The sequence below is a fragment of the Streptomyces himastatinicus ATCC 53653 genome, from assembly GCF_000158915.1.
Taxonomy (GTDB): Bacteria; Actinomycetota; Actinomycetes; order Streptomycetales; family Streptomycetaceae; genus Streptomyces; species Streptomyces himastatinicus.
Map to the genome: position 1 here is coordinate 6,931,779 of NZ_GG657754.1, position 23,674 is coordinate 6,955,452.

Here is a 23,674-nt window from a genome sequence, read left to right on the forward strand (position 1 = left end):
AGGGCGCCTCTCCGGTCAGCTCCAGCTGCTCCTGCGCCAGTCGCGCGGCCCGGTCCTGGCTGCCGAGGGTCAGCCAGGTCTCGGCGGCGCCGAGCCGCCACGGCAGCATGGCGGGCGAGTCCAGGCCCCAGGCGGTCATCTTCTCGCCGCAGGCCCGGAAGCCGGTGAGGGCGGCGTGCTGGCGCCCGGTGGCCAGCTGGTGGCAGGCGCGCGCGTACAGGTAGTGGAGGCCGTAGCGGCTCCGGAACATCTCCTCCGGCACCGGCCGCGCCAGCAGTTCGGCGGCGGTGTCGTGGTGGCCCATCGCGGTGTGCGCGTTGATCAGCATCGCGAGCGGTACGCCGACGGCGACGCCCCAGCCGCGGGCCGGAAGCTCCTCCAGCGCCCGTTCCGCGTAGCGCACCGCGTCCGGCAGCCGTCCGGCCCGCAGTGCGATCTGGGCCCGCAGGGCGCGGAAGGCGGCCAGCACGCCCTTGGCGCCGCGCCGTTCGCACTGCTCGATCAGCTGGTCGCACCAGGAGGTGGCGGTGGCGAGCCGGTCCGCGTAGATGAGGACCTGGAGCGCGGCGTGCACGGTCGGCATGGTCGGGTCGGTGAGCCGGGTCGTCTCCAGCACCCGCTCCGCGGCCTCCACGGCGCGGTCGTCGGCGCCGTGGCTCAGCACGGTCCGCAGCGCCCTGCCCGCGATCAGCTGCGGACACTCGGGGGTCTGCTCGGCCGCCGGCGGGCCGCCCGCGCGGGGGCCGTCCGGTTCGGCCCGCTCCACGAAGGTCCGCAGCTCGGGGGAGCCGGGGAAGGTGGAGGCGAGGGCCAGGTCGATGGTCCGCAGCGTGGTGTCGAGTTCCGAACCGGGGCTCGCGTCCCGGCCGATCCGGCCGAGGGCGGCGGCGGCCTCGGCGGTCTGGCCGAGCGTCAGCAGCCGGAGGAGGACCGGGATGGCGTACTCCGTGGGCAGCTGCCCGTTGCTCGCGGGACCGGCCAGCGACTGGAGCCGGCGCAGCTGGGAGAGCGGATTGAACGGCCACATGGCTTCCACCATCGTGACCTGGAGGATGAGCGTCTCCCGCTCATCGGTGGTACATCGGTGGGCCATCTGGAGGCAGTTGACGGCCAGTTCCATGCGGTCGGCGGCCACCGCGTGCCGGGCGGCGTCGCGCAGCGTCTCGGGGATCCACTCCTCGACCGGCTCGGCCAGTTCGTGGTGCAGCAGATGGCCCGCCACGTCGATGGGGTCGGCGCCCTCCTCGTGCAGCAGCCGCGCGGCCCGGTGGTGCAGCCGGGCGAGTTCGTCCGCGGGCAGGTCGTCCAGCAGGACGGTGCGTACGTCGGCGCTCCTGAACTGCGCGTCGTGCAGGAGGCCCACCTCGGTGAGTGCAGCGACGGCCTGCCGCACCTGGCGCTCCTCGACCGCGACGAGCCTGCTCAGGCGGCGTGCGGACGAGCCGTCGCCGAGCAGGGCGATGCCCTGGGCGATCCGGTGGTGGGCCGGGCCGCCGCGGTAGACGCAGGACAGCGCCGCCTGCCGGAACAGCTCGCCGGGTGCCGGGGTGCCGGTGCCGGGCGCGGTGTCGAGGGGGCCGCAGGTGAGCCGGGAGAACCGGTCGTCCAGCAGACCGCGCAGCAGCAGCAGGTTGCCGCCGGTCAGGTCGTGGAACGCGGCGGCGTGGCGCTCGGCCTCGGCCGGCCCGAGTTCCTCGGTCAGCAGGGTGGTGACGCCCGCGACGGTGAGCGGGGCGAGCCGTACGTGGCACGCGTTCGGCCGGTGCAGCAGTTCGTCCAGGGCCGGTCCCGCGGGCCCGGTCAGCGCGCCGCGGGTCAGCACGACGGACAGCGCCTCGGAGCGGCAGCGGCGGATGCCGTACGCGAGGGCGCGCAGGGACGGCAGATCGGCGTACTGGACGTCGTCGATGGCGATCAACAGCGATGCGTCGGCGGTGAGTTCGTCCAGGGCGCGGTGGAACGCCTGGAGCAGCGGCAGGTCGGCCTGGTGGGGACCGTGCGGGCTGTGCGGGGTGTCGAGGCCCGGCCGGGGGCGGGCGTGCTGATGGCGGGCGGGCATGCCCTGGTAGAGCTGCTCGATGACGGCGTACGGGAATTCCTGCTCGAAGGCGGAGGCCACCGCGTTCAGCACCCGGACGTCACGCGCCCCCGCCGCGTCCGTCACCTGGTGCAGAAGTGCGGTCTTTCCGGAGGCCACGGCACCGCTGATGACAGCGACCCGGCTTCCTTCGCGGGCGCCGCCGAACAGGAGGCGCATGAGCCGGTCTGTCTCCTGGTCGCGCTCCACCAACACCTAAGAAACACCTTCCCCGAATTCAACTTTTGCGCAGGGGTGGTGAAAGCACACGCACCATGCGATGCACGGCGTGCCAATGCTTTGTCCCCCGATGTGCTGTCGCCGCCCCTCCCGGACGACCCTGGGGGTGGCAATCCCCAACGTCCGCCGAGGGGCTGACGGATGGGAACTCTAGCAGTGCTGTTGGTACGAAAAGATGACGGAGGCGTCACGGGTGATTACGTTCGATTAAGGTAGTTCCGGTGTCCGAACCTGTGCCGTGGAGTTGTGAAGCTGTCCCGTACACCTAGGTTTGGGCTTCTCCGCAGGTGGGGCCGGGGTGACCTGGGGTAACGACCGTCATCCATGTGAAGGTTGCGCGAAGGTGTGGAGGGGTCGGGGACCGACTGCCGCCCCACAGTGTCCTGTTAGGTGTGTTTCACCAGCTGGACACCACGGGATCCCCGAGACAGCCCATGGTGTCCAATGGAGTTCGACCGATCGGGAGGAAAGCGCGCGTGGTCAACCAGAACTTGACGTTCATCGTCGGGACGGGCCGTTGTGGCTCGACGGCTATGTCTCAGGTCGTCAATCTTCACCCGGACGTGCTAAGCGTCAGTGAATTGTTCGCCAGTATTCCCGACCCGGAACTACTGAGCGATACACCCTTGAGCGGACCGGAGTTCTGGGGGTATCTCTGTCGTCCCAACCCGGTCACCAACAGTATGATCAAAAATGGGGCGACGACGCCGGAGTTCCTCTACCCCCGGCTGCCCAAGCGGCGGTACGACGCCGAGACCACCGGCATACCCGCCATCAGCGTCATGGTCCTCCCGCATCTGACCGATGACCCCGACACCCTGCTGGACGAGCTGGAGCCCGTGGTCACCGCCTGGCCCACCCGCGCCCCGGCGGACCACTGGCGGGCCCTGTTCGCCGACCTCGCCGCCCGGTTCGGCGGCCCCGGCACGGTCGTGGAGCGGACCGGCCTGTCCATCGGCCGGGTGCCGGAGATGCGGCGCTGCTTCCCCGAGGCGCGCTTCCTCCACCTCTACCGCGAGGGCCCCGACTGCGCCGTCTCCATGAGCCGCCACTACAGCTTCCGCATGATTCCGCTGCTGAGGGAGATGGCGGACCACTGCGGCCTGGACTCCCCGTACCAGCTGACCCCCGCGCACGCGGCCCAGCTCCCGCCCGACCTCGCTCCGCTGCTGGCCGACCGGTACGACCCCGCCCTGGTGACCGAACGCCACATCCCGCTGGCCGAGTTCGGCACCCTGTGGTCCGAGACGATCGTCGACGGGCTGGCGAAGCTGGAAGAGGTCCCGGCCGACCTGCGCACCGCGATGTCCTTCGAGACCCTGCTGGACGAGCCGGAGAAGGAATTGGTCCGGCTCGCCGAATTCCTCGGTGTGGAACCGCTTCCGGCCTGGCTGGACGCGGCGACCGCACTGCTCGACAGCGGCCGCCGCGGCAACGCGCTGAAGCTGCCCGAGGAGGAGCGGACCGCGCTGCTCGACGCCTGCGCCCCCGGGACGCGCGCCCTGGCCACGCATCCGTAGCCATACGTCTCGCCCGGCACCGGCCCCGCCGGAGACCGCTGCCGGGCGTCCCTCTTTTTCAGCAGGTTCTTTTTCAGCAGCCCTGATCAACGGGCCCCGCGGCCACCGTTCTTGAGGCTCGCTCGCAGGAACTCCCGGTTCATGGTCGAGATGGACTGGAGCGGGATGCCCTTCGGGCAGGCCACCGCGCACTCACCGGTGTTCGTACAGCCGCCGAAGCCCTCCGCGTCCATCGTGCCGACCATGTCCAGCACCCGGGACTCGCGCTCCGGCTGCCCCTGCGGCAGCACGTTCAGATGCGTCACCTTCGCCGAGGTGAACAGCATCGCCGAACCATTGGGGCACGCCGCCACGCACGCCCCGCACCCGATGCACTCCGCGTGTTCGAACGCGGTGTCCGCGACCGGCTTCGGCACCGGCGTGGCATGCGCCTCCGGGGCGCTCCCGGTCGGGGCGGAGACGAAACCGCCCGAGCCGATGATCCGGTCGAACGCCGACCGGTCCACCACCAGATCCTTCACGACCGGGAAGGCGGCGGCGCGCCACGGCTCCACGTCGATGGTGTCGCCGTCCCGGAAGTGCCGCATGTGCAGCTGACAGGTGGTGGTGCGCTCCGGGCCGTGCGCCTGCCCGTTGATCACCATGCCGCACGCGCCGCAGATGCCCTCGCGGCAGTCGTGGTCGAACGCGACCGGCTCCTCGCCGCGCAGGATCAGCCGCTCGTTGAGCGTGTCGAGCATCTCGAGGAAGGACATCTCCGGCGAGATGTCCTCGATCTCGTACACGGACAGGGCGCCCGGCTCCTCGGGGCCGCGCTGGCGCCAGATCCGCAGGGTGAGCCTCATGCGTAACTCCGCTGGGTGGGGTGGACGTACTCGAAGGCCAGGTCTTCGCGGTGCAGTTCGGGCGCGCGGCCCGTGCCGTGGAACTCCCAGGCCGCCGCGTACGAGAACGCCTCGTCGTCGCGGGCCGCCTCGCCGTCCGCGGTCTGGCTCTCCTCGCGGAAGTGGCCGCCGCAGGACTCGGCGCGGTGCAGCGCGTCCAGGCACATCAGCTCGGCCAGTTCCAGATAGTCGACGACCCGGTTGGCCTTCTCCAGCGACTGGTTCAGCTCCGTACCGCGGCCCGGCACCTTGATCCGACGCCAGAACTCCTCGCGCAGCGCCGGGATGCGCTCCAGCGCCTTGCGCAGCCCGGTCTCGGTGCGGGCCATGCCGCATTCGTCCCACAGCAGCTCGCCCAGCTCCCGGTGGAAGGAGTCGGGGGTGCGGTCGCCGTCGTTCTCCAGCAGCCGCCGCAGCCGGTCGGTCACCGACATCAGGGCCTCGGTCACCGCCGGGTGTTCCGGGTCGACCTCGTCGTGCGGATGGCGGGCGAGGTAGTCGTTGATGGTGGCCGGGAGGACGAAGTAGCCGTCGGCCAGGCCCTGCATCAGGGCGGAGGCGCCGAGCCGGTTGGCGCCGTGGTCGGAGAAGTTGGCCTCGCCGATCGCGAACAGCCCGGGCACCGTGGTCTGGAGGTCGTAGTCGACCCACAGTCCGCCCATCGTGTAGTGGATGGCGGGGTAGATGCGCATCGGCACCTCGTACGGGTTCTCCGCCGTGATCAGCTGGTACATCTCGAAGAGGTTGCCGTACTTCTCCTCGACCGCCGCCCGGCCCATCCGCCCGATGGCATCCGCGAAGTCCAGGTAGACGCCCTGTCCGCCGGGGCCCACCCCGCGCCCCTCGTCGCATACGTTCTTCGCGGCGCGGGAGGCGATGTCGCGCGGCACCAGGTTGCCGAACGCCGGGTAGATGCGCTCCAGGTAGTAGTCGCGCTCGTCCTCCGGGATCTCGGCGGGCGGACGGGTGTCGCCCTTCGCCTTCGGCACCCAGATGCGGCCGTCGTTGCGCAGCGACTCGCTCATCAGGGTCAGCTTCGACTGGTGGTCGCCGGAGCGCGGGATGCAGGTGGGGTGGATCTGGGTGAAGCAGGGGTTGGCGAACCAGGCGCCGCGCCGGTGGGCCCGCCAGATCGCGGTGGCGTTGGAGTTCTTGGCGTTCGTGGACAGGTAGAAGACATTGCCGTAGCCGCCGGAGGCCAGTACCACGGCGTCCGCGAAGTGGGTGGACACCTGCCCGGTGATCAGATCGCGGGCCACGATGCCGCGCGCCCGCCCGCCGACGACGATCAGGTCGAGCATCTCGGTGCGCGCGTGCATCTCCACGTTCCCGGCGGCGATCTGGCGGCTGAGCGCCTGGTACGCGCCGAGCAGCAGCTGCTGACCGGTCTGGCCGCGGGCGTAGAAGGTGCGGGAGACCTGGACGCCGCCGAACGAGCGGGTGTCCAGCAGACCGCCGTACTCACGGGCGAACGGCACGCCCTGCGCCACGCACTGGTCGATGATCTCCACCGACACCTGGGCGAGCCGGTGGACGTTCGCCTCGCGGGCGCGGAAGTCGCCGCCCTTGACGGTGTCGTAGAACAGGCGGCGGATGGAGTCGCCGTCGTTGCGGTAGTTCTTGGCGGCGTTGATCCCGCCCTGTGCGGCGATGGAATGCGCCCGGCGCGGCGAGTCCTGGTAGCAGAACTGCACGACGTGGTAGCCCTGTTCGGCCAGCGTCGCCCCGGCCGCCCCGCCCGCGAGACCCGTACCGACCACGATGACCGTGTACTTGCGGCGGTTGGCCGGGTTGACCAGCTTCGCCTCGAAGCGGCGGCGGTCCCAGCGCCCCTCGATCGGGCCCTCGGGGGCCTTGGTGTCGGCGATCGGCGCACCGGTCGCATAGTCCGTGTACGTGTTCATCTCAGCTCACCACTCCACTCATCACGCCGATGGGCACCGCGATGAAGCCGCAGGTCAGGATGGCGGCGAGGCCATTCGCGGCCAGTTTGAGGGCCCGGTCGCGGCGCGGCCGGCCCGCCCCGAGGGTCTGGGCGGCGCTCCAGAAGCCGTGCCGGATGTGCAGGCCGAGGGCGAGCATCGCCACGATGTAGATGGTGTTGCCGTACCAGGTGGAGAAGGTCGCCACGACGTTCTCGTACGGATGGCCGGGCTCGGCGCGCTCGTTCACCGTGAGCGTCGTCAGATCCAGGATGTGCCAGACGATGAACAGCCCGAGGATCACCCCGCCCCAGCGCATCGTGCGGGTGGCGTAGCTCGCCCGCCGCCGCTGATGGGCGTAGCCGCGCGGCCGGGCCGCCAGATCGCGGCGGCTGAGCTGGTACGCGGCCACGCCGTGCAGGACGACGGAGGCCAGCAGTCCGACGCGGGCCAGCCACAGGAACCCCTCGTGCGGGAGGAAGGGCTCGCCGAGTGTGCGCAGCCAGTGTGCGTAGCCGTTGAGGTCGCCGGGCCCGAAGAAGATCTTCAGGTTGGCGAACATGTGGGCCACCAGATAGGCCAGCATGATCAGCCCGGTGACGGCCATCACGGCCTTCTTACCGATGGTCGACCGCCACACGGAGCCGATGAAGGACGGCTTCCGCGGCGGCTTCCGCTTCTGGCCGGGCCGCCGCTCGTGGCCCGTGTCCGTCCGTGTCGCCAGTGCCATGTCTGTGACGCTAGGCAGCGGCCCGATGATTAGTCCAAGACATGCTGTGGCTGGATTCCATAGCCGGTGCCTATTATCGCTGCGTGCAGCTTCACCAGCTCCGCTATTTCGCGGCCGTCGCGGACACCCGCCACTTCACCCGCGCCGCCGAACGGCTCCATGTCGCCCAGCCGTCGCTGTCCCAGCAGATCAAGGCGCTGGAACGGGAGCTGGGCGCCGACCTCTTCCACCGCGCGCGCGGCCACATCGCCCTCACCGACGCGGGGGAGGCGCTGCTTCCGCTGGCCCGCCAGATCCTCGCCGACACCGAGACCGCGCGCCGCGAGGTGCAGGAGGTCGCCCAGCTGCGGCGCGGCCGGGTGCGGCTCGGTGCCCCGCCCAGCCTGTGCGCCAGCCTCGTTCCGGATGTGCTGCGCCGCTTCCACGACGCGTTCCCGGGCATCGAGCTGATCATCGACGAGGGCGGTTCCCAGGACCTGGTGCGCACCCTCGCCGCCGGTGAGCTGGACCTTGCCCTGATCATCACCCCGCTGCCCGGTCAGGCCCCCGCCCTCGCCGCCACCGAGCTGCTGAGCGAGGAGCTGGTGGTCGCCTCCTCGCCCGCGGCCCCGCCGCCCACCAAGGCCCGCCGGATCCGAGTCGAGGATCTTCGCGACCGGCCGATGGTGATGTTCCGCCGCGGCTACGACCTGCGGGAATTCACCACGGCGGCGTGCCGGGCGGCGGGCTTCGAGCCGTCCTTCACGGTCGAGGGCGGCGAGATGGACGCGGTGCTCGGATTCGTACGGGCGGGCCTCGGCATCGCCGTCCTCCCCGGCATGGTGGCGGCGCGCTCGGGACTGCGGGTCACGCCCTTCGCGGGCCAGACGATGCGGCGCACCATCGCCGTCGCCCACCGCAAGGACGTCGCTCCGCCGAGGGCCGCGCGCGAGCTGCGCCGGGTGCTGCTGGCGTATCTGCGTTCGGCCGACGCGGACGACCTCGGCACTCGCCTGCTGCCCTGACCTGCGCGCCAGGTGCGGTGTTTGCCCCGGGGGTCAGCCCCAGAGCGCCGTGGCCACCGCGCCGCCCGCGAAGGCGGCCGCCACCCCCGCCACCACGCTGCCCACCGCGTTGGCGGCCGCGAAACCGCGCGCCCCGTCCTCGGCCAGCTTCAGCGTCTCGTACGAGAACGTCGAGTACGTGGTCAGCGCACCGCAAAGACCCGTCCCCAGCAGCAGCTGCACCTGCGACGACGTGGCGCCCGCCGCCACCGCGCCGGTCAGTGTTCCCAACACCGCGCAGCCCACCACGTTCACCACGAACGTCCCCCAGGGGAACACCGAGTCATGCCGCGACTGCACCATCCGGTCGGTCAGATACCGCAGCGGGGCGCCGACCATCCCGCCGGCCGCCACCAGGAGCCAGTTCACCGGTCACGCTCCGGGAAGCGCACGATCTCGACCGGGTCCAGGATCACCGGACCGTCACCGGTGATCTCCTCCAGCTCGGGCAGGAAGGACCGCACCCGCTCCTCCGTATCGATGATCACCACGCAGACGGGCAGTTCCTCGCTGAGCGACAGCAGCCGCGAGGTGTGGACCAGGGACGAGGCGCCGAACCCCTCCACCCCGCGGAACACGCTCGCGCCCGCCAGCCCCGCCCGGTGCGCGCGGTGGACGATTTCGGCGAAGACCGGTTTGTGGTGCCAGGTGTCGTTCTCGCCGACGAAGACGGTCAGCCTCAGTCCGTTCGCGTTCATCCCGTGCTCCCGCCGTACGCCCCCACGGCCCCGACGACCCGACGGGTGCCCACCACCGCGCCCCATACCGCGGCCATCGCCGCCAGCAGCGTCGCCACCAGATAGGCCGCCCCGGTCGCGGCGTGGCCGTCCACGACGAGCTTCCGGAAGTCCACGGCGTACGTCGAGAACGTGGTGAACCCGCCCAGCACCCCGGTGCCGATGAAGGGCCGCACCAGCCGGTGGGCCGCCCACACCTCGCCGATCAGCGCCAGGAGAATGCCGATGAGCGCGCAGCCCACCACGTTCACCAGCAGCGTCGTCCAGGGAAAGGCGCCCGCCGGGGTCGGCCACAGCAGGGACGCCCCGTACCGGGCGGTCGCGCCGATGGCGCCGCCGACGGCGACCACGCACACCACCGGCCCCTGCCCCTGCCACGCGCCGTGCCGTGATCGTCGAGTGCCCTCCGCCATACGGCTCAGGCTACGTCGTGCGGGCACCGCTTCACGATGCGTGTCCTCGGCCGGTACCGTCAGGCCCGGAAGATCGTGAGGCGTGCCGGACAGCAGTTGAGACAGCGAGGAGACAGCCCATGAGTAACCCGTTCGACAATCCCGACGGCCGTTACGTCGTGCTGGTCAACGACGAGGGCCAGCACTCCCTGTGGCCCTCCTTCGCCGAGGTGCCCGAGGGCTGGACCGTCGCGCACGGCGAGGACGACCGCCAGGCGTGCCTGGACTACGTCGAGGAGCACTGGACCGATATGCGCCCGAAGAGCCTCGCGACCGCGATGGACGGCCCCAGCACGTCCTGACGCCTGCTGCATCCCGCCCCGCCACGGCGTTACGTTGGGCGTGTGACGGGTGCGAAAGCTGACATCCCGGGCACCATGTGCGCCTGGGTGGTTCGTACGCCGGGCCGGATCGACCAGGCGGAGCTGCCGACTCCGCGCCCGGCGGCGGACGAACTGCTGGTCCGGGTCCGGGCCTGCGGGGTCTGCCGTACCGATCTCCATGTCCGCGACGGCGACCTGCCGCCGCACCGCACCCCCGTCGTCCCCGGGCACGAGGCCGTCGGCGAGGTGATCGCGGCGGGGGAGCGGGCCGCCGGGCCCGGGCCCGGCGCCCGGGTGGGCGTCCCCTGGCTGCGCCGGACCTGCGGCCGCTGCCGCTTCTGCGCGCGCGGCCAGGAAAACCTGTGCCCCTCGTCCGTCTACACCGGCTGGGACGCGGACGGCGGCTACGCCCCGTACGTCACCGTACCGGCCGCGTACGCCTATGAGCTGCCCTCCGGATACGCCGACGAGGAACTGGCTCCGCTGCTGTGCGCAGGCATCATCGGCTACCGGGCGCTGCGCCGCGCCGAACTGCCGGCGGGCGGGCGGCTCGGCATCTACGGCTTCGGCGGCTCCGCCCACCTGACCGCCCAGGTCGCCATCGCGCGCGGCGCCGTCGTCCATGTGCTGACCCGCTCGGCCGCCGCCCGGGCCCTCGCCCTCGAACTCGGCGCCGCCTCCGCCGGTGACGCCCACGAACGGCCGCCCGAACCGCTGGACGCCGCGATCCTCTTCGCCCCGGCGGGCGAGCTGGTGCCGGTGGCGCTGGCGGCGCTGGACGCGGGCGGCACGCTGAGCGTCGCCGGGATCCACCTCTCCGACATCCCGGCCCTGCGCTACGAGCGCCACCTGTTCCACGAACGGACCCTGCGCAGCGTCACCGCCAACACCCGTGAGGACGGCCGCGAGTTCCTCACCGCGGCCGCCGCCCACCACATCCGCGCCACGGTCACCCGCTACCCCTTCGACCGCGCGGACACCGCGCTGGACGACCTCGCGAACGACCGGGTGAACGGCGTCGCCGTGCTCGCCGTCTCTTAGGCGGGGGCCGGGTCTCTCAGGCGGTACGGGGCGCGGCGAGCCAGGTGGCGATGGCGGCGGCGATCGGCTGGCCGGTCTCCAGCTCGATGAACCCGAACTGGCCGCCCTGATTGCACTCCAGAAACCACCAGGTGCCGTCCTCGTCCTCGGCGAAGTCGAATGCGCCGTAGGCGAGACCGCCGAGGGTCATGTATTCCCGGACGGCCCGGGCGATCCGGTCGGGAACGTCCACCGCGCCCCATAGGTGGCCATAGAAACCATATCTCCCATCGACCTGCCCGGAAGCTGCGGTCTTCCGGGCGGCGAACAAACGGCCGCCGACGCAGGTCAGGCGGATATCGGCCGTTTTGGGAATGTAGCGCTGAAGAAGTGTGGCACCTGCCGCGACGCCCGAGAAATCCGTCTCGGGGTCGATACGGGTGGTGGGCAGCGCTATTGGGGGATTGACCGGCGGAGGGCCCGAGACGGTCTTCACCACGATGTCCTTGAACTGGCTCGCGAACTCCTTGGCGGCGCGGGGATAGGTGGTGATGAGCGTCGGGGGAACGGCGAATCCGCTGCGGTGCGCGGTGCGCAACTGCCACGGTTTGGAACGTGCCAAGAGGGCGGCACCGGGATGGTTCATCCAGCGTGCCTCGGTGGAATACAACATTCCGTAGAGTGCCTGACCGCACTCGGCGGTCAGCCACTCGGAGGGCTCGGGGGCGTGCGCCGCCGGTTGCCCCGGGCGGCGCACCCATACGGACCGCAGGCTGTTCACGCTGACCAGGCGGCCGTCGGTCGACAGATAGCCGGTGAAGTCACCGCGCTCGAATTCGGTCGAGATCCCTGCCTGTCCGGGAAGGTCAGCGGGATCGAAGCGGAGCAGAGGGACATTCCGCTCGCGTAATTCGGCCACCACCAGGTCCGCTGTCACATCCTCCTGGCTGGTCAGGATGAGTACCGTCATCGACGTCTGGGGTCGGTGGGGTGGTCAGTCGTCGAAGTGCGTCTTGGAGCCCGCCGTGGAGGTCGTCGTGCCGCATTCCAGAAGCACCCCCCGGTCCGAGATGGCGGGGCGCCCATCGGGCAGCACATTCAACTGGAGGGCGGCGTTGTACGAGTACGGAATGACGGCCGGGGATTGGTCGGCCGGGACCGCATGGTTCAGGGCGAAGGGCTTCATGACTGACCTCTAATGCTCCACGGGATTCGCTTGTTTCGAGATGAGCTCCACCATCACACAACAGTACGTACTAAATTGGTAGGAGTCTCGCTACGCGCTGTTATGTCAGATCTGTGACAGCATGAAGTACGTCACACCGGCTGCGCAATTCCATTACCTCTGACCCGGTTCCGGGGCGCGGCCCGCGCCGCGACGGCCCCCGCGTGACGGCAGGTCACCTGCCGAATCCATGCCTCCACCTCCGCGTTTACGGCGGGGGTCGGGCCCCTCCGCGAACAACCCGCCCTGTCTGTCGGCATCCAAGACGCCATTCGGGCCGTCCGGGTTGGCCGATAACGCCACTTCGATCGCCGTGGCCGCAGGGGTGCAGCTCAGTGCCTGTGTGAGCTGGATCTCGTACGCCTCGCCCCGCAGCGGCCCGCCGGTGCGCACCGAACCGGCGGCCGGTGCCGGGTCCGCGGTGGGCCCGTCGGCACCGAATGGGCCAGGTAGTCGTTTGAACACCATCGTGGCGTTCACTCCTTCTCTGTGCGCCGTTCACTGTTCTTGCCGGACCGAACGCTCCGGCCGGGTAAAGCAACTCCCACGCCCATGTCATGGGTGGATCAATTCGGCCACCTGGCCGGGTGTCGCCCGCACTTCCCCGGGGCCCTTGCCAGGACGGGGTGCCGGGTCGCCGGGCGGGAACCATGGATCGTGCTTTACCGTTCTTTTACCAACAGTCCCTTGAGTCACGAAGGAGTCGCGGTCCCCGCGATGGACGAGCCTCCCAGTACCCCTCGCCCCGTTTCCGATGCATCCGCGCCCGAATGCGCCCCCGCATCCGCCTCTGAGCGGTTTGCCGAGCGCATAGGAAGGGGACCGGCGTGCTGACCGAAGTGCTGCTGGTCCTGCTGGCCTTGGCGCTGACCCTGGCCTGTGCGGTGTTCGTCGCCGCGGAGTTCTCGCTGACCACGGTCGAGCGCGGCGAGCTGGAGCGCGCCGCCGCGGAGGGGGAGCGGGGCGCCGGAAGCGCGCTCAAGGCCGCCCGGAAGCTGACGTTCCAGCTGTCCGGCGCCCAGTTGGGCATCACCGTGACCTCGCTGGTGATCGGCATGCTCGCCGAGCCCTCGCTGGCCGCCCTGCTCCAGGGCCCGCTGCGGGCCGCGGGGCTGGGCTCGGCCGCCGCGTCCGTGGCCTCGGTGCTGGGCGTGGCGATGTCGACCGTCGTGCTGATGGTGATCGGCGAGCTGGTGCCCAAGAACTGGGCGATCTCCCGGCCGCTGGCCGTGGCCAAGGTGGTCGCGGGCCCCCAGCGCGGCTTCACCGCCGCGTTCGCCCCGCTGATCCACCACCTCAACAACACCGCGAACCGCCTGGTGCGCCGCGCCGGTCTGGAGCCCGCGGAGGAGCTGGCGTCGGCCCGTACCCCGGACGAACTGGTCGCGCTGGCCCGCCACTCGGCCGCGGAGGGCGCGCTCGAGCCCGATTCGGCCGAGCTGTTCGTCCGTACGCTGCACTTGAGCGAGCTGACCGCCGAGAACGTGATGACCCCGCGGGTGGACGTGCAGGCGCTGGAGGCGCACGCGAGCGCCGCCGACGCCGCCAACCTCACGCTGGCCACCGGCCTGTCCCGGTTCCCCGTCTACCGCGACAGCCTGGACGAGGTGGTCGGCACGGTGCACATCCGCGACGTCCTCGCGCTGGACGCCGCCCGCCGGGCCACCACCCCGGTCACCGAGCTGGCCACCCCGCCGCTGCTGGTCCCCGACAGCCTCCCGGTGGACCGGCTGCTGGACCGGCTGCGCGGCGCGCACACCATGGCCGTCGTCATCGACGAGTACGGCGGCACCGCCGGTGTCGCCACCCTGGAGGACATCGTCGAGGAGGTCGTCGGCGACGTACGCGACGAACACGACCCCGACGAGACCCCCGCCCTGGTGCCTGCCGGGCCCGGCACCTGGGAGGCCGACGGCGCCGTACGGCTGGATGAGCTGTCCGCCATCGACCTGACCGTGCCCGAGGGCCCGTACGAGACCGTCGCGGGCCTGATGGCCACCGCCCTCAAGCGCATCCCCGCGGCGGGCGACGGCATCGAGACCGACGGCTGGCAGCTCACCGTGCTCAAGGTCGACCACCACCGCGCCGACCGCGTACGCATCACCGCCCCGGCCTCCGCCGCGGCGGAGGAGGACGCCCGATGACCCTTCTCCAGCTGGCCATCGGCGCCCTCACCCTGCTCACCAACGCCTTCTTCGTCGGCGCCGAGTTCGCCCTGATCTCCGTTCGCCGCAGCCAGATCGAACCGCACGCCAGGGACGGGGGCAAGCGCGCCCGCACCGTGCTGTGGGCGCTGGAGCACCTGTCCGCCCTGCTGGCCACCGCCCAGCTGGGCATCACCATCTCCTCGCTCGTCCTCGGAGCGGTCGCCGAACCGGCCATCGCCCATCTGCTGGAGCCGGTGTTCGCCGCCGTCCACGTCCCCGAGGCCCTGGTACACCCGATCGCCTTCGTCCTCGCCCTGACCGCGGCCACCTATCTGCACATGCTCATCGGCGAGATGGTCCCCAAGAACATCGCTCTCGCCGCCCCGGAGCGCACCGCTCTGCTCCTCGGCCCGCCCCTGGTGGCCGTCACTCGCGCGCTGCGCCCCGTCGTCTTCGGCATCAACGCCTTCGCCAACGGGCTGCTGCGGCTGCTGAAGGTCGAGCCCAAGGACGAGGTCGAATCGGTCTACACCGACGCCGAACTCATCCGGCTGGTACGGGACTCCAGCGAAGCGGGCCTCCTCGACGCCTCCGGCAGCGAGCGGCTGCGCGACGCCCTGGAACTGGGCACCCGGCGGGCGGGCGACATCCTGGTCCCGCTCGCCGAGATGGTCACCGTCGACCACCGGGTCACCCCCGCCGTGCTGGAGCGCACCGCGGCCGCCTCCGGCTTCTCCCGGCTGCCGGTCACCGGCCCGGGCGGCACCGGCGGCACCGTTCTGGGGTACCTCCACATCAAGGACACCCTCGGCGTGACCGACCGCGACCGGCCCTTCCCCCGCACCGCCCTGCACACGGTCACCCGCGTGCCGGCCGACACCCCGCTGGACGACACGCTGACGGCGATGCGCGGCGCGGGCACCCACCTGGCGGCGGTGACGGGCGAGGGCGGCGCCGTCCTCGGCTTCGTGACCATGACGGACGTCCTGGAGGAACTGGTGGGGGAAGCCGCGTCGGACGCTCCCTGACCGGCCCGGTGCCTCACGTCTCCGACGGGAGGTTTGCCCCCAACGGCCCGGTAAAGAAGCCAAACGGGCAGACCAGCCCTGCACCCCGCACATCGAAAGGCCAGAACCGCACCATGAGCATCGTGAGCTGGATCGTCCTCGGGCTTCTCGCCGGAGCCATCGCCAAGTTCCTCCTCCCCGGCCGTGACCCGGGCGGTCTGATCGGCACCACCGTCATCGGCGTCGTCGGCTCCTTCCTCGGCGGCTGGCTCTCCGCCAAGTTCCTCGACCGCCCCATCGACGACCAGTTCTTCGACCCGGCCACCTGGGGAGCCGCCATCGGTGGCTCCCTGGTCCTGCTCATCGCCTACCGTCTGCTCTTCGGCCACTCCCGCCGCTGACGGCACGCGAAACGGCCTCCTCCGCTACGTCCGTATCCCTGGAGGATCCGTAGAGGAGGAGGCCGCCGGGTGTTCAGCCGTCGGTCACCCGGGGGCCGGGCTTGAAGCCGTGCCGATGGGCCAGGGCGACCACGGCGGTGGCCAGGAGGGTCAGCCCGAGCAGTACCCAGGGGATGGACCCGGCACCGGCCGACTCCAGGAGGAGCCCGCCGAACACCCCGCCGCCCGCGACCGCGAGGTTGAAGACGGTGACGAACATCGACTGCGCGACGTCGGCCGCGTCCCCGGCCGCGTCGGCGTTGGCGGTCTGGAGCAGCGTGGGCGCGCCGCCGAACGTCACCCCCCAGGCGACGATGCCGAGGAACACCAGCGGTACGGACGTCCCCGCGACCCCCAGCACGAGGGACGCGAGCGCGAACCCGCCGAGGCTGAGCAGGGTGACCGGGCGCAGCTTGCGGTCGACCAGGATTCCGGTGAGCCAGATCCCCACGATCGCCGACGCGCCGAACACCAGCAGCGCGAGGTCGACGCGCTCACCGAGACCGGCCCGGTCCAGGAACGGGGCGATGTAGGTGTAGAGGATGTTGTGGGCCAGGATCCACAGGAGCACCACGGCCAGCACGGCGCCGATGCCCGGCATGGCGAAGATCTTCCGGATCGGCTGCCGCTCGGCGGCGCTCTGCCCGGCGAAGTCCGGGACCAGCGCGCGGATCCAGAGCATCAGCAGCAGCGCGACGCCGGACATGATCCAGAACACCCCGCGCCAGTCGAACAGCGATCCGAGCCAGGTGCCCAGCGGAACCCCGAGCGTCAGCGCGACCGGCTGGCCCACCCCGACGATGGCCAGCGCCCGGCCCTGGAGGTGTTCGGGGACCAGCCGCCGTCCGTATCCGGCGAGCAGCCCCCAGACGACTCCGGCCGCCATACCGGCGATGAAGCGGGCGGCGAGGGTGAGTTCGTAGCTGGTGGACAGCGCCGTGATGGTGTTGAACACCAGCAGCCCGCCGACCGCGAGCAGCAGCAGCGGCCGCCGTCGCATGCTGCGGGTGGCGGCGATGACGGGGATGGCGGCGACCACGGAACCGATCGCATAGAGCGTGACGAGCTGTCCCGCCAGCCCTTGGGAGACGCCGAGGCCGTCGCCGATCTGCGGGAGGAGGCCCGCGGGCGTCGTCTCGGTCATGATGGCCAGGAAACCGGCCGTGGTCAGCGCCAGCAGCTTTCCTATGGGGAGCCGGTCGTCCTCGATGACCCGCTGCGGGTCCATGGCAGTTTTCTCACTGCCGGTAGTGCTCACGTAGTTCTCCTGTTTTCCGTGTCGGCGCCGGGCGGGGGCGTTTCGGCCCGCCCCCGCCCGGCTGTTTTCTCAGTACTTCTCAGCCAGGGAGCCGAATCCCCTGATGCGGTCGGCGATGCCGTTCTGCCGCAGCGCCCGCCAATAGAGCACCGTGTTGTTGGAGATGACCGGCTTGCCGAGCCATGCCTCGGCACCGGCCGCGACGCGCATCATGGCCATATTGGTGCCCACCTGCACGATCGCCTCCACGTCCGGGGTGTCGACGGCCTTCACGGCTTCGCGCAATTCGGGCTCGGGCACATGGGCGATCCGCTCGGGACTGCTGCAACCCAGCCCCGTCATCGACACCACGTCATATCCGGATTCGGTGAAGAACCGGCTCACCGAGTCGTCACCGGCCGGAACGTACGGGGTGATGACGCCGAGCCGCCGGACGCCGTAATGGGACAGCGCCGTGGTGAAGGCGTCCGGGCTCATCGTGACCGGAAGTCCCCCACTGGCGGACTTCATCGAAACCACCACCTCGTCCTGGGATCCGGGCCCGTCCCAGTAGATCTCGGGGGAGAAAGCGACCACGAAGCAGTCGGGTTTGCACGGCAGCAGACTGCCGATCGCCCGATGGGTCGCCTCCCGGTAACTGCTGACCAGATCCTCGATGCCACCGGTCAGCGAAGTGTCCTCGGTCTGCATGCGCCCGGTGTGGTTGGTCACCCCTTCGGGGCGCATGGCTTCCATTTCCGGCTGGACGGAGGTGTTGGTCGCGGGAAGTACCACGCCGACTTTGAGACGCGGTCCGAGGCAGTCGGTCATATCGCGCTCCTTGCTCAAGTGACTTAAGTGTTCGGGGCCTTGATGAGGAGGTGCTCCCGCCCTATGATTTCCGGGACGATGACGGCGTCGTTCCATGACGACTGGTCCACCTGCTCCAGTGCGATGGAGACGGCGCCCTCGGGGACCTCGAAGTGCCGCACCACGAGCGCGGTCAACTCCTCGGCCAGCTGCTTCCGCTGCTGGTCACCGACGTCCCGGGGGAAGTGCTTGACGGTGAGATGAGGCATGTCTTCCTCCGTTCTTCCTCCGTGAGGCTCAGTTGTCGAGGCGGGTGTGGATGGCCGAAATCAATTCGCCGACCCCCTTCTCCTTCAGCACGCTGTAGTGGTCCCCGTCCAGTTCGACCGTCGTCGGAGGCGTCGCGGAATAGTCCGAGCTGCCCTCGATGAACGAGTAGTCGTCGCCCGTCGCCTTGAAGATGGTCACCGGTGTGTTCAGCTCGCGCTCGGCCAGTTCGCGGAAGCTGTACTCGAATTCGTAGGTCGCCTCCACGATCCGGGTGATCCGGCGGATGAGCGCTTCGTCCAATTGCGGGAGCAGATCGTGGATGAACGCCACGAACTCGGCCTCGTTTCGGACCGTCTCCAGGCAGCGGTCGCGGTCGGGCCCGCTGATGCCGCCGGTGAAGACGGAGTAGAGGATCGTGAGATAGGCCGGATTGCGGTACGTCGCCTCACGTCCGTACTGCTTCCCTTCCGTCTCCCGGACCTTGGGATTTCCGGGGCAGATCAGGAACAGGTTCTCCACCCGTTCCCCCGCGTCCTCCAGCTGCCACGCGGTTTCGAAGGCGACCCGGGCGCCGAAGGAATAGCCCCACAGGGTGTACGGGCCCTCCGGCTGGATGTTCCGGATCTCGGCCACATCCGCCGCGGCCATCTCCCGGATCGTCGCGTACGGCGTCTCACCGTCATTGATGCCGTGCGCCTGGATTCCGTAGAACGGCCGGTCCACATCGGCGCCCGAGGCGAGCTGCTGGAGATTCATGGGATACCCGCCGAGGCCCGGCCAGCAGAAGACCGGCGACTTGGCGCCCTCCGAATGCAGCCGCAGGAACCGGGATATCTCCCCGCTCGCGGTGCCGTCGATATGGCGGGCGAGCCGGCCGACCGTGGGCGCCTCGAAGAGCACCTGCACCGGAAGCCGGGTCGCGAACCGCTTGTTGACGCGGTTGACGAGCGTCACGGCGATGAGCGAATTGCCCCCGGCCTCGAAGAAGTTGTCCTCGGTGGAGACCGGTTCGTATTTCAGCGCCGCCGCCCACAGCTCGGCGAGGGCCTGCTCGGTGCAGGTCTCCGGCGCCACGAAGGCGCGGCTCTCCAGCCCCTGGGACAGTTCGTCGAAGGTGGCCAGCGCCTTGACGTCGATCTTGCCGTTGGCCGTCTGCGGCAGCGCGTCCAGGACGACGACCTTGTTGGGCAGCATGTAGTCCGGCAGATACGAGGCCAGGTCGTCCCTGATCACCTCGGTCGGCCCCTGCATATGGACGACGTCCTCGCCCATGCCCTCGCTCGCCTCCTGCTCGGCCGAGATCCGGCCGCCGACGAAGAAGTAGGAGGCGCCGGCCGGGATCGCGCGCTCGGCCAGGATGGCGTCCAGACGCCGCGCGGCGGGCAGGGGATTGCCGCTCTTGGAGCTGTAGCCGGAGGACATCAGCCCCAGCCCCAGCTGGTTGGCCTGGAGGTGGTGGAGCTTCTTGCCGAGCGCGATGTACTCCAGCCACGGTTCGTCGGCCCGGCTGACGGCGCTGATCCCGAAGCTGGAGCGTTCGTAGACCGCCTGGTTGATGGCGATCACGTGCTTCTTCTCCACCAGCTCGTCGGAGATCTTCTCCAGGTCGCCGTCCTGGTAGCGGTACTGACCGCCCGGCAGGTCGGTGACCTTCCCTGGGTGGACCTGGAGGTAGACCTCGGTGGGGTCCTCCGGCTGCTGTCCGTCGCTCTGCCGGATGTCGAAGGTGCCCAGGTAGTGGTCGTCCTCGGCCACGTCGAACTGCGGCAGCAGCTCCGGACGGAACCCGTCCGGATGGATGGCCAGACCATGGGCGGGCAGCACCTGCTCGAACAGGCCGACCATATGGCCCGTCTCGAACTCCAGGACCTCCAGGATGTTGTTCTTGTAGACGGGCTCGATGGCCTGCCGCTTGCCGACGAAGTGGACCTTCAGCCGCGGTGATCCGCCGCCCTTCACGCGGCGGATCAGGCTGAGCTGATGGTCCAGCGGGTTGTAGTAGTGGATACCGTCCGGCAGATCGTCGATGCCCGCGATCTCCAGATACATCTGGGTCGCGTACAGCGCGCCGGGCGAGGCGTACGCGTACTTCGGCAGCAGCCGCTCCTCGCTGTGGAACTGCCCGAAGGAGCGCAGGATCCGGCCCAGTCCCCGCAGCGTCAGCTCGTCCAGCGGGCGGGACGAGAGCGGATCGACACCGTGGTCGAGCAGCTTGAGGATGCGTGCGCGGCTGGTGTCCCCGCCCTCGTAGAAGCGGTACGTCTTGCGGGCGAACGCCTCCCGGCGCAGCTCCGGGCTCGCGTCGCGGCCCGGCAGATCCACCCGGGTCCGCCCGGCGAGCTGCTCGGACGAACGCAGCCCGGGGTTGGACAGCTGGGCCTTGACCTGGAGCTTGTTGGACTTGGACTGGTGGTGGGAGCCGTGGTTGCCCTGGTCCATCAGGGCGGCTTCCTTGGGGTTCAGCTCCACCGCGGCGACGAGGTTCTGGGAGCCGGTGCGTGCGTCGTCCTTGACGAGGACGGCGGCCCGCTTGACCCAGGCGTGGTTCTCGATGGTGCGGGCGACCTCGTCCAGCTCGACGCGGTAGCCGCGCAGTTTGACCTGGCTGTCGGTGCGGCCGAGGAAGTGCACGGTGCCGTCGGGGGACTGGGACACCAGGTCGCCGGTCCGGTACAGCCGCACCGGGTCCTGCCCGGGCTCCGGCGCGAGGTGCGGGAAGCGTTCCTCGGTCAGCTCGGGCCGGTGCAGATAGCCGCGGGCGAGCTGAACACCCGAGACGTACAGCTCACCGGTCCCGCCGCGCGGCACGGGCCGGTGGTTCTCGTCCAGCACGTGGTAGCGGGTGTGGCTGACCGGGGTGCCGATGGGGATGACGGTGGGCTCGTCGTCCACGGTGGCCGGGGCGACCTCGTACGCCGAGGAGTTGATGGTGCACTCGGTGGGTCCGTACAGGTTCACCAGCCGCGCCGTCGGCAGCGTCGCGAAGAACTCGGCGGCCAGCGCTCGGGTGAGCGCCTCACCACCGCTGAACACCCGGGACAGGCTGGTGCAGTCGCCCAGCCGCTCGGTGTCCACCAGGGCCTGGAGAAGCGTGGGGACGCACTGGAGGGTGGTCACCCGGTGGCGGTCGATCGTGTCGATCAGCCCCTCCGGGTCGCGGTAGACACCCGGGGCGCCCATCACCACGCGGGCGCCGCACGCCGAGCCGAGGATCTCCCACTGGGCGGCGTCGAAACTCATCGGGGTCTTCTGGAGGATGGTGGTGCCGCCGCCCAGGTGCCCGTAGTCCTGGAGCCAGCCGAGCTGGGCGACGATGCTGCGGTGTTCGACCATCACCCCCTTGGGCTTGCCGGTACTCCCGGAGGTGTAGATGACGTAGGCGAGCCCGTCGGGCTGTGGCTCCTCCGGGGCGTCGGGAAGTGGCGGGGGTGACCCGGTCGGCTGGTCGGCCAGGGCCTCGTCCACGGTGAGGACGAGGGTGTCGGCCGGGGCGAGTTGGCGCAGCCGGTCGGCCAGCTGCGCCTGGCAGACGATGACCTGCGCACGGGCGTTGTCGATGATGTAGCGCAGCCGCTCCTCGGGGTAGTCCGGGGAGAGCGGCACATACGCGCCACCGGCGCTGAGGATGCCCCAGGCGCCGACGATGAGGTCGAGGGACGGATCGGCGAAGAGCCCTACACGGTGGTCGCTGCGTACGCCGGACTCCTGGAGCCGACGAGCTAAGCGGGCGCTTCGGACGAGGAGGCCCGCATAGGTGAGGTGGGCGTCCTCGGCGACGACGGCGATGTCGTCGGGTCGTGTCGTGGCCTGTGCTTGAAGGAGTGCGGGCAGGGTGGTGTGGTTTCCGACAGGCATGAAAAACCTTCCCGTGTCTCTGTTGATGGCTTCCGGCGATGGCTTCGTGGGCTCGAACGCCGTCGGTTGAGATCAAGCAGTTATGACGAGACTGGTCTGTTCAGGTCTTCGGTGGTCAGGTCCTCGGTGGTCACGCCGGACATGGCCCTGCCGGAGCCTTCGGCCGGTAGGCATCCCGGGCCTGGCGCCGGCAATGGGCATGGACGAGGGTTGGTGTGCTCACGGGTGTGGCCGGAGGTGAACCCCGTTGCGTACCCAGAGCTGTCTGACAGCCACTGACCGTAGAAAGTAGACTTGGTTCATGTCAAATAGTTCGATGTTGAACTCACCTCGAAGCGACGGTGCCGAAGAGGTGAACGAGCAGCCGGGGCAGGGGGAGGACGCGCTCGACCGCATCCTTCAGCAGTGGGCGGAAGTCCGCCCTGAGCTGGACGTTTGGTCCATGGCGATGATGGGGCGGCTCTTCCGCGCGACCCGGCTGGTCGAGCAGGGGGTGGTGGCGTACCTCGCGGCCGAGGGCATGGAGCGCTGGGAATTTGATGTGCTCGCAACATTGCGCCGCAGCGGCCCGCCGTACGCGCTGTCCCCGAAGGCCCTGGCCGCGACCATGATGATCAAGCCTCCGGCGCTGACCCATCGGGTCGACCGGCTGGTGGGACGCGGCCTGGTCGACCGCGAACTCGACGCCACCAACCGCCGCCGCATGGTGATTTCACTCACCCAGGAGGGGTTCGACCTCGTGGACAACGCGGTGGAGGGGCATGTCCTCAACGGAGAACGCCTGTTCAGCGCCCTGGACCGGGGGGAGCAGGAGCAGCTGTCCGACCTGATGCGCAAGCTGTTGCTCTCCCTGGGCGACACGCCTCCCGCCCCGTAGGCGGCGGGCACCGTGTGAACTCCGGGATGCCCGGCGGTACGTCAACCTTCGTCAGGAGTTCACGTCGGCCCGGGGCCATCGATGTGCGCGGGTCCGGCGCGAACGGCGTGCGCCGCGGCCGGGGCCGGCGCGGCTGGGCCGCGCGGCCCAGCCGGCGGTGAGCCAGTGGCGCCCCCGGCAGGACTCGAACCTGCGGCCAAGCGCTTAGAAGGCGCCTGCTCTATCCACTGAGCTACGGGGGCCGGTGGTGGGCCTGGAACTGCTGAGCCCCCGGGTGCCGACGGGCCCGCGGTGCGGCCGTGGTGCCGGTGGCCGGGCGCGGCGGATCCGTGACCTTGCCGGGGACAAGGATAGGGCTCCCTGCGCCTCGCCCCGGTTGCTTCACCTCCGTGGCACGTTGTGGAGGTTCGGTGAAGCGGTCCGATAATCGCAGGCAGGTACGAAACTCGCATCGTTTTTCACGCCTCAAACGGCGGGTGTTGTCTACTCGTTATGCCTGAGCCCCGTCCGTCACGCCCGCCTCGTGTCCGATCTGACCGGCCTCATGTCCGATCTGAGGTGATCCGGGTGGGTCTCTTTGACGCGCACGAATGAGCATACGCTTCAAAAAGACATCAAAACCGGGCATTCTTCGCATGTGGCGATCTTGGACGTACGGCCCCGGCTGCTCGACGCGCTGACCGCACTGGGCGACCGCGTTGACGCCGCACGGTTTCCGCTCCCCCTTCCCGGCGCCGACCGCGCTCGCCGCAGCCGTGGCGAGTTGCTTGCTCAACTGGACGACTACCTCGTGCCCCGGTTGCGTGGCCCCGAAGCGCCTCTCCTGGGGGTGATCGGCGGCTCGACCGGAGCCGGGAA

21 protein-coding genes, 1 tRNA gene and 1 pseudogene are annotated in these 23,674 nt (G+C 70.1%); 9 read left to right on the forward strand and 14 right to left on the reverse strand.

Going from position 1 to position 23,674, the window contains the following annotated elements; translation table 11 throughout:
* Window positions 1-2,257, reverse strand: a 2,257-nt coding sequence (locus SSOG_RS29150) for an AAA family ATPase (protein WP_154685995.1), incomplete at its 3' end; no start/stop codon positions are given.
* A 743-nt stretch (window positions 2,258-3,000) separates the two neighbouring features.
* Between SSOG_RS29150 and SSOG_RS29155 the strand changes: the two genes are divergently transcribed.
* On the forward strand, window positions 3,001-3,837 hold the full coding sequence (locus tag SSOG_RS29155; protein ID WP_342634348.1) for a sulfotransferase: 837 nt from the start codon (window positions 3,001-3,003) through the stop codon (window positions 3,835-3,837).
* A gap of 86 nt (window positions 3,838-3,923) precedes the next feature.
* Here SSOG_RS29155 and SSOG_RS29160 read toward each other — a convergent pair whose 3' ends face one another.
* The 3 genes from SSOG_RS29160 to SSOG_RS29170 are packed head-to-tail and all read right to left on the reverse strand — an operon-like array spanning window position 3,924 to window position 7,373.
* Entirely contained in the window at window positions 3,924-4,682 is a 759-nt protein-coding gene (locus SSOG_RS29160) for a succinate dehydrogenase/fumarate reductase iron-sulfur subunit (RefSeq protein ID WP_009717854.1), read from the reverse strand.
* Entirely contained in the window at window positions 4,679-6,625 is a 1,947-nt protein-coding gene (locus tag SSOG_RS29165) for a fumarate reductase/succinate dehydrogenase flavoprotein subunit (protein WP_009717855.1), read from the reverse strand. The genes SSOG_RS29160 and SSOG_RS29165 overlap by 4 nt, the downstream gene beginning before the upstream one ends.
* A 1-nt stretch (window position 6,626) precedes the next feature.
* Window positions 6,627-7,373, reverse strand: coding sequence for a succinate dehydrogenase cytochrome b subunit (locus SSOG_RS29170; RefSeq protein ID WP_009717856.1), 747 nt, complete (start codon window positions 7,371-7,373; stop codon window positions 6,627-6,629).
* Between the two features lie 83 nt (window positions 7,374-7,456).
* Here SSOG_RS29170 and SSOG_RS29175 point away from each other — a divergent pair, with 83 nt between their 5' ends.
* A complete protein-coding gene (locus SSOG_RS29175) occupies window positions 7,457-8,377 on the forward strand; it encodes a LysR family transcriptional regulator (protein ID WP_039941911.1) in 921 nt (306 codons plus the stop codon).
* A gap of 33 nt (window positions 8,378-8,410) precedes the next feature.
* On the opposite strand, the gene crcB is transcribed toward SSOG_RS29175, so the two are convergent.
* Genes crcB through SSOG_RS29190 form a run of 3 tightly spaced genes read right to left on the reverse strand, consistent with a single transcriptional unit; the run spans window position 8,411 to window position 9,566 of the window.
* Window positions 8,411-8,785, reverse strand: coding sequence for a fluoride efflux transporter CrcB (gene crcB / locus SSOG_RS29180; protein WP_009717858.1), 375 nt, complete (start codon window positions 8,783-8,785; stop codon window positions 8,411-8,413).
* Entirely contained in the window at window positions 8,782-9,114 is a 333-nt protein-coding gene (locus SSOG_RS29185; RefSeq protein ID WP_009717859.1) for a DUF190 domain-containing protein, read from the reverse strand. Before SSOG_RS29185 ends, crcB begins: the two co-directional genes overlap by 4 nt.
* Window positions 9,111-9,566 carry a fluoride efflux transporter FluC gene (locus SSOG_RS29190; protein ID WP_050800003.1) on the reverse strand — a complete coding sequence of 152 codons (456 nt, stop codon included), beginning with the start codon at window positions 9,564-9,566 and terminating at the stop codon, window positions 9,111-9,113. Before SSOG_RS29190 ends, SSOG_RS29185 begins: the two co-directional genes overlap by 4 nt.
* 119 nt (window positions 9,567-9,685) lie before the next feature.
* Between SSOG_RS29190 and SSOG_RS29195 the strand changes: the two genes are divergently transcribed.
* Together SSOG_RS29195 and SSOG_RS29200 are read left to right on the forward strand one after the other, a co-directional pair.
* Window positions 9,686-9,907, forward strand: a complete 222-nt coding sequence (locus SSOG_RS29195) for an MbtH family protein (RefSeq protein WP_009717861.1) — start codon at window positions 9,686-9,688, stop codon at window positions 9,905-9,907.
* Between the two features lie 75 nt (window positions 9,908-9,982).
* On the forward strand, window positions 9,983-10,969 hold the full coding sequence (locus SSOG_RS29200) for a zinc-binding alcohol dehydrogenase family protein (protein WP_039938963.1): 987 nt from the start codon (window positions 9,983-9,985) through the stop codon (window positions 10,967-10,969).
* A 16-nt stretch (window positions 10,970-10,985) separates the two neighbouring features.
* Here SSOG_RS29200 and tgmB read toward each other — a convergent pair whose 3' ends face one another.
* Both tgmB and tgmA read right to left on the reverse strand, forming a co-directional pair.
* Window positions 10,986-11,918 carry an ATP-grasp ribosomal peptide maturase gene (gene tgmB / locus SSOG_RS29205; protein WP_009717863.1) on the reverse strand — a complete coding sequence of 311 codons (933 nt, stop codon included), beginning with the start codon at window positions 11,916-11,918 and terminating at the stop codon, window positions 10,986-10,988.
* A 24-nt stretch (window positions 11,919-11,942) separates the two neighbouring features.
* Complete coding sequence (gene tgmA, locus SSOG_RS29210) at window positions 11,943-12,134, reverse strand: putative ATP-grasp-modified RiPP (RefSeq protein ID WP_009717864.1); 192 nt, start codon at window positions 12,132-12,134, stop codon at window positions 11,943-11,945.
* Window positions 12,135-13,003: 869 nt separating this feature from the next.
* On the opposite strand from tgmA, the gene SSOG_RS29215 reads away from it, so the two are divergent.
* From SSOG_RS29215 to SSOG_RS29225, 3 genes are all read left to right on the forward strand, one after another.
* Window positions 13,004-14,317: a hemolysin family protein gene (locus SSOG_RS29215; protein ID WP_039941914.1), complete on the forward strand. Its 1,314-nt coding sequence runs from the start codon at window positions 13,004-13,006 to the stop codon at window positions 14,315-14,317.
* On the forward strand, window positions 14,314-15,348 hold the full coding sequence (locus SSOG_RS29220) for a hemolysin family protein (protein ID WP_039938964.1): 1,035 nt from the start codon (window positions 14,314-14,316) through the stop codon (window positions 15,346-15,348). Before SSOG_RS29215 ends, SSOG_RS29220 begins: the two co-directional genes overlap by 4 nt.
* Before the next feature lie 113 nt (window positions 15,349-15,461).
* Window positions 15,462-15,728, forward strand: coding sequence for a GlsB/YeaQ/YmgE family stress response membrane protein (locus SSOG_RS29225; protein ID WP_009717868.1), 267 nt, complete (start codon window positions 15,462-15,464; stop codon window positions 15,726-15,728).
* A gap of 73 nt (window positions 15,729-15,801) precedes the next feature.
* Here SSOG_RS29225 and SSOG_RS29230 read toward each other — a convergent pair whose 3' ends face one another.
* The 4 genes from SSOG_RS29230 to SSOG_RS29245 form a co-directional block, all read right to left on the reverse strand.
* The gene (locus SSOG_RS29230) at window positions 15,802-17,025 is read right to left on the reverse strand and encodes an MFS transporter (RefSeq protein ID WP_009717869.1); all 1,224 of its coding nucleotides are present in this window, start codon (window positions 17,023-17,025) and stop codon (window positions 15,802-15,804) included.
* A 69-nt stretch (window positions 17,026-17,094) separates the two neighbouring features.
* The gene (locus SSOG_RS29235) at window positions 17,095-17,835 is read right to left on the reverse strand and encodes a maleate cis-trans isomerase family protein (protein ID WP_039938968.1); all 741 of its coding nucleotides are present in this window, start codon (window positions 17,833-17,835) and stop codon (window positions 17,095-17,097) included.
* 23 nt (window positions 17,836-17,858) lie between these two features.
* On the reverse strand, window positions 17,859-18,083 hold the full coding sequence (locus tag SSOG_RS29240; RefSeq protein WP_009717871.1) for a tautomerase family protein: 225 nt from the start codon (window positions 18,081-18,083) through the stop codon (window positions 17,859-17,861).
* 28 nt (window positions 18,084-18,111) lie between these two features.
* The gene (locus tag SSOG_RS29245; RefSeq protein WP_009717872.1) at window positions 18,112-21,939 is read right to left on the reverse strand and encodes an amino acid adenylation domain-containing protein; all 3,828 of its coding nucleotides are present in this window, start codon (window positions 21,937-21,939) and stop codon (window positions 18,112-18,114) included.
* 352 nt (window positions 21,940-22,291) lie between these two features.
* Here SSOG_RS29245 and SSOG_RS29250 point away from each other — a divergent pair, with 352 nt between their 5' ends.
* Entirely contained in the window at window positions 22,292-22,816 is a 525-nt protein-coding gene (locus tag SSOG_RS29250) for a MarR family winged helix-turn-helix transcriptional regulator (RefSeq protein ID WP_009717873.1), read from the forward strand.
* A gap of 166 nt (window positions 22,817-22,982) precedes the next feature.
* Here the strand turns inward: SSOG_RS29250 and SSOG_RS29255 are convergent.
* Window positions 22,983-23,058, reverse strand: a tRNA-Arg gene (locus SSOG_RS29255).
* A 395-nt stretch (window positions 23,059-23,453) separates the two neighbouring features.
* On the opposite strand from SSOG_RS29255, the pseudogene SSOG_RS49110 reads away from it, so the two are divergent.
* Window positions 23,454-23,674, forward strand: a pseudogene (locus SSOG_RS49110) (ATP-binding protein); the annotation flags it as partial.

Coding starts and splice junctions, on each gene's coding strand:
- SSOG_RS29240 (WP_009717871.1), bottom strand. CDS start 18,083: ATGCCTCATCTCACCGTCAAGCACTTCCCCCGGGACGTCGGTGACCAG.
- tgmB (WP_009717863.1), bottom strand. CDS start 11,918: ATGACGGTACTCATCCTGACCAGCCAGGAGGATGTGACAGCGGACCTG.
- SSOG_RS29170 (WP_009717856.1), bottom strand. CDS start 7,373: ATGGCACTGGCGACACGGACGGACACGGGCCACGAGCGGCGGCCCGGC.
- SSOG_RS29195 (WP_009717861.1), top strand. CDS start 9,686: ATGAGTAACCCGTTCGACAATCCCGACGGCCGTTACGTCGTGCTGGTC.
- SSOG_RS29200 (WP_039938963.1), top strand. CDS start 9,983: ATGTGCGCCTGGGTGGTTCGTACGCCGGGCCGGATCGACCAGGCGGAG.
- SSOG_RS29225 (WP_009717868.1), top strand. CDS start 15,462: ATGAGCATCGTGAGCTGGATCGTCCTCGGGCTTCTCGCCGGAGCCATC.
- tgmA (WP_009717864.1), bottom strand. CDS start 12,134: ATGAAGCCCTTCGCCCTGAACCATGCGGTCCCGGCCGACCAATCCCCG.
- SSOG_RS29220 (WP_039938964.1), top strand. CDS start 14,314: ATGACCCTTCTCCAGCTGGCCATCGGCGCCCTCACCCTGCTCACCAAC.
- SSOG_RS29235 (WP_039938968.1), bottom strand. CDS start 17,835: ATGACCGACTGCCTCGGACCGCGTCTCAAAGTCGGCGTGGTACTTCCC.
- SSOG_RS29155 (WP_342634348.1), top strand. CDS start 3,001: ATGATCAAAAATGGGGCGACGACGCCGGAGTTCCTCTACCCCCGGCTG.
- SSOG_RS29165 (WP_009717855.1), bottom strand. CDS start 6,625: ATGAACACGTACACGGACTATGCGACCGGTGCGCCGATCGCCGACACC.
- SSOG_RS29245 (WP_009717872.1), bottom strand. CDS start 21,939: ATGCCTGTCGGAAACCACACCACCCTGCCCGCACTCCTTCAAGCACAG.
- SSOG_RS29185 (WP_009717859.1), bottom strand. CDS start 9,114: ATGAACGCGAACGGACTGAGGCTGACCGTCTTCGTCGGCGAGAACGAC.
- SSOG_RS29160 (WP_009717854.1), bottom strand. CDS start 4,682: ATGAGGCTCACCCTGCGGATCTGGCGCCAGCGCGGCCCCGAGGAGCCG.
- SSOG_RS29190 (WP_050800003.1), bottom strand. CDS start 9,566: ATGGCGGAGGGCACTCGACGATCACGGCACGGCGCGTGGCAGGGGCAG.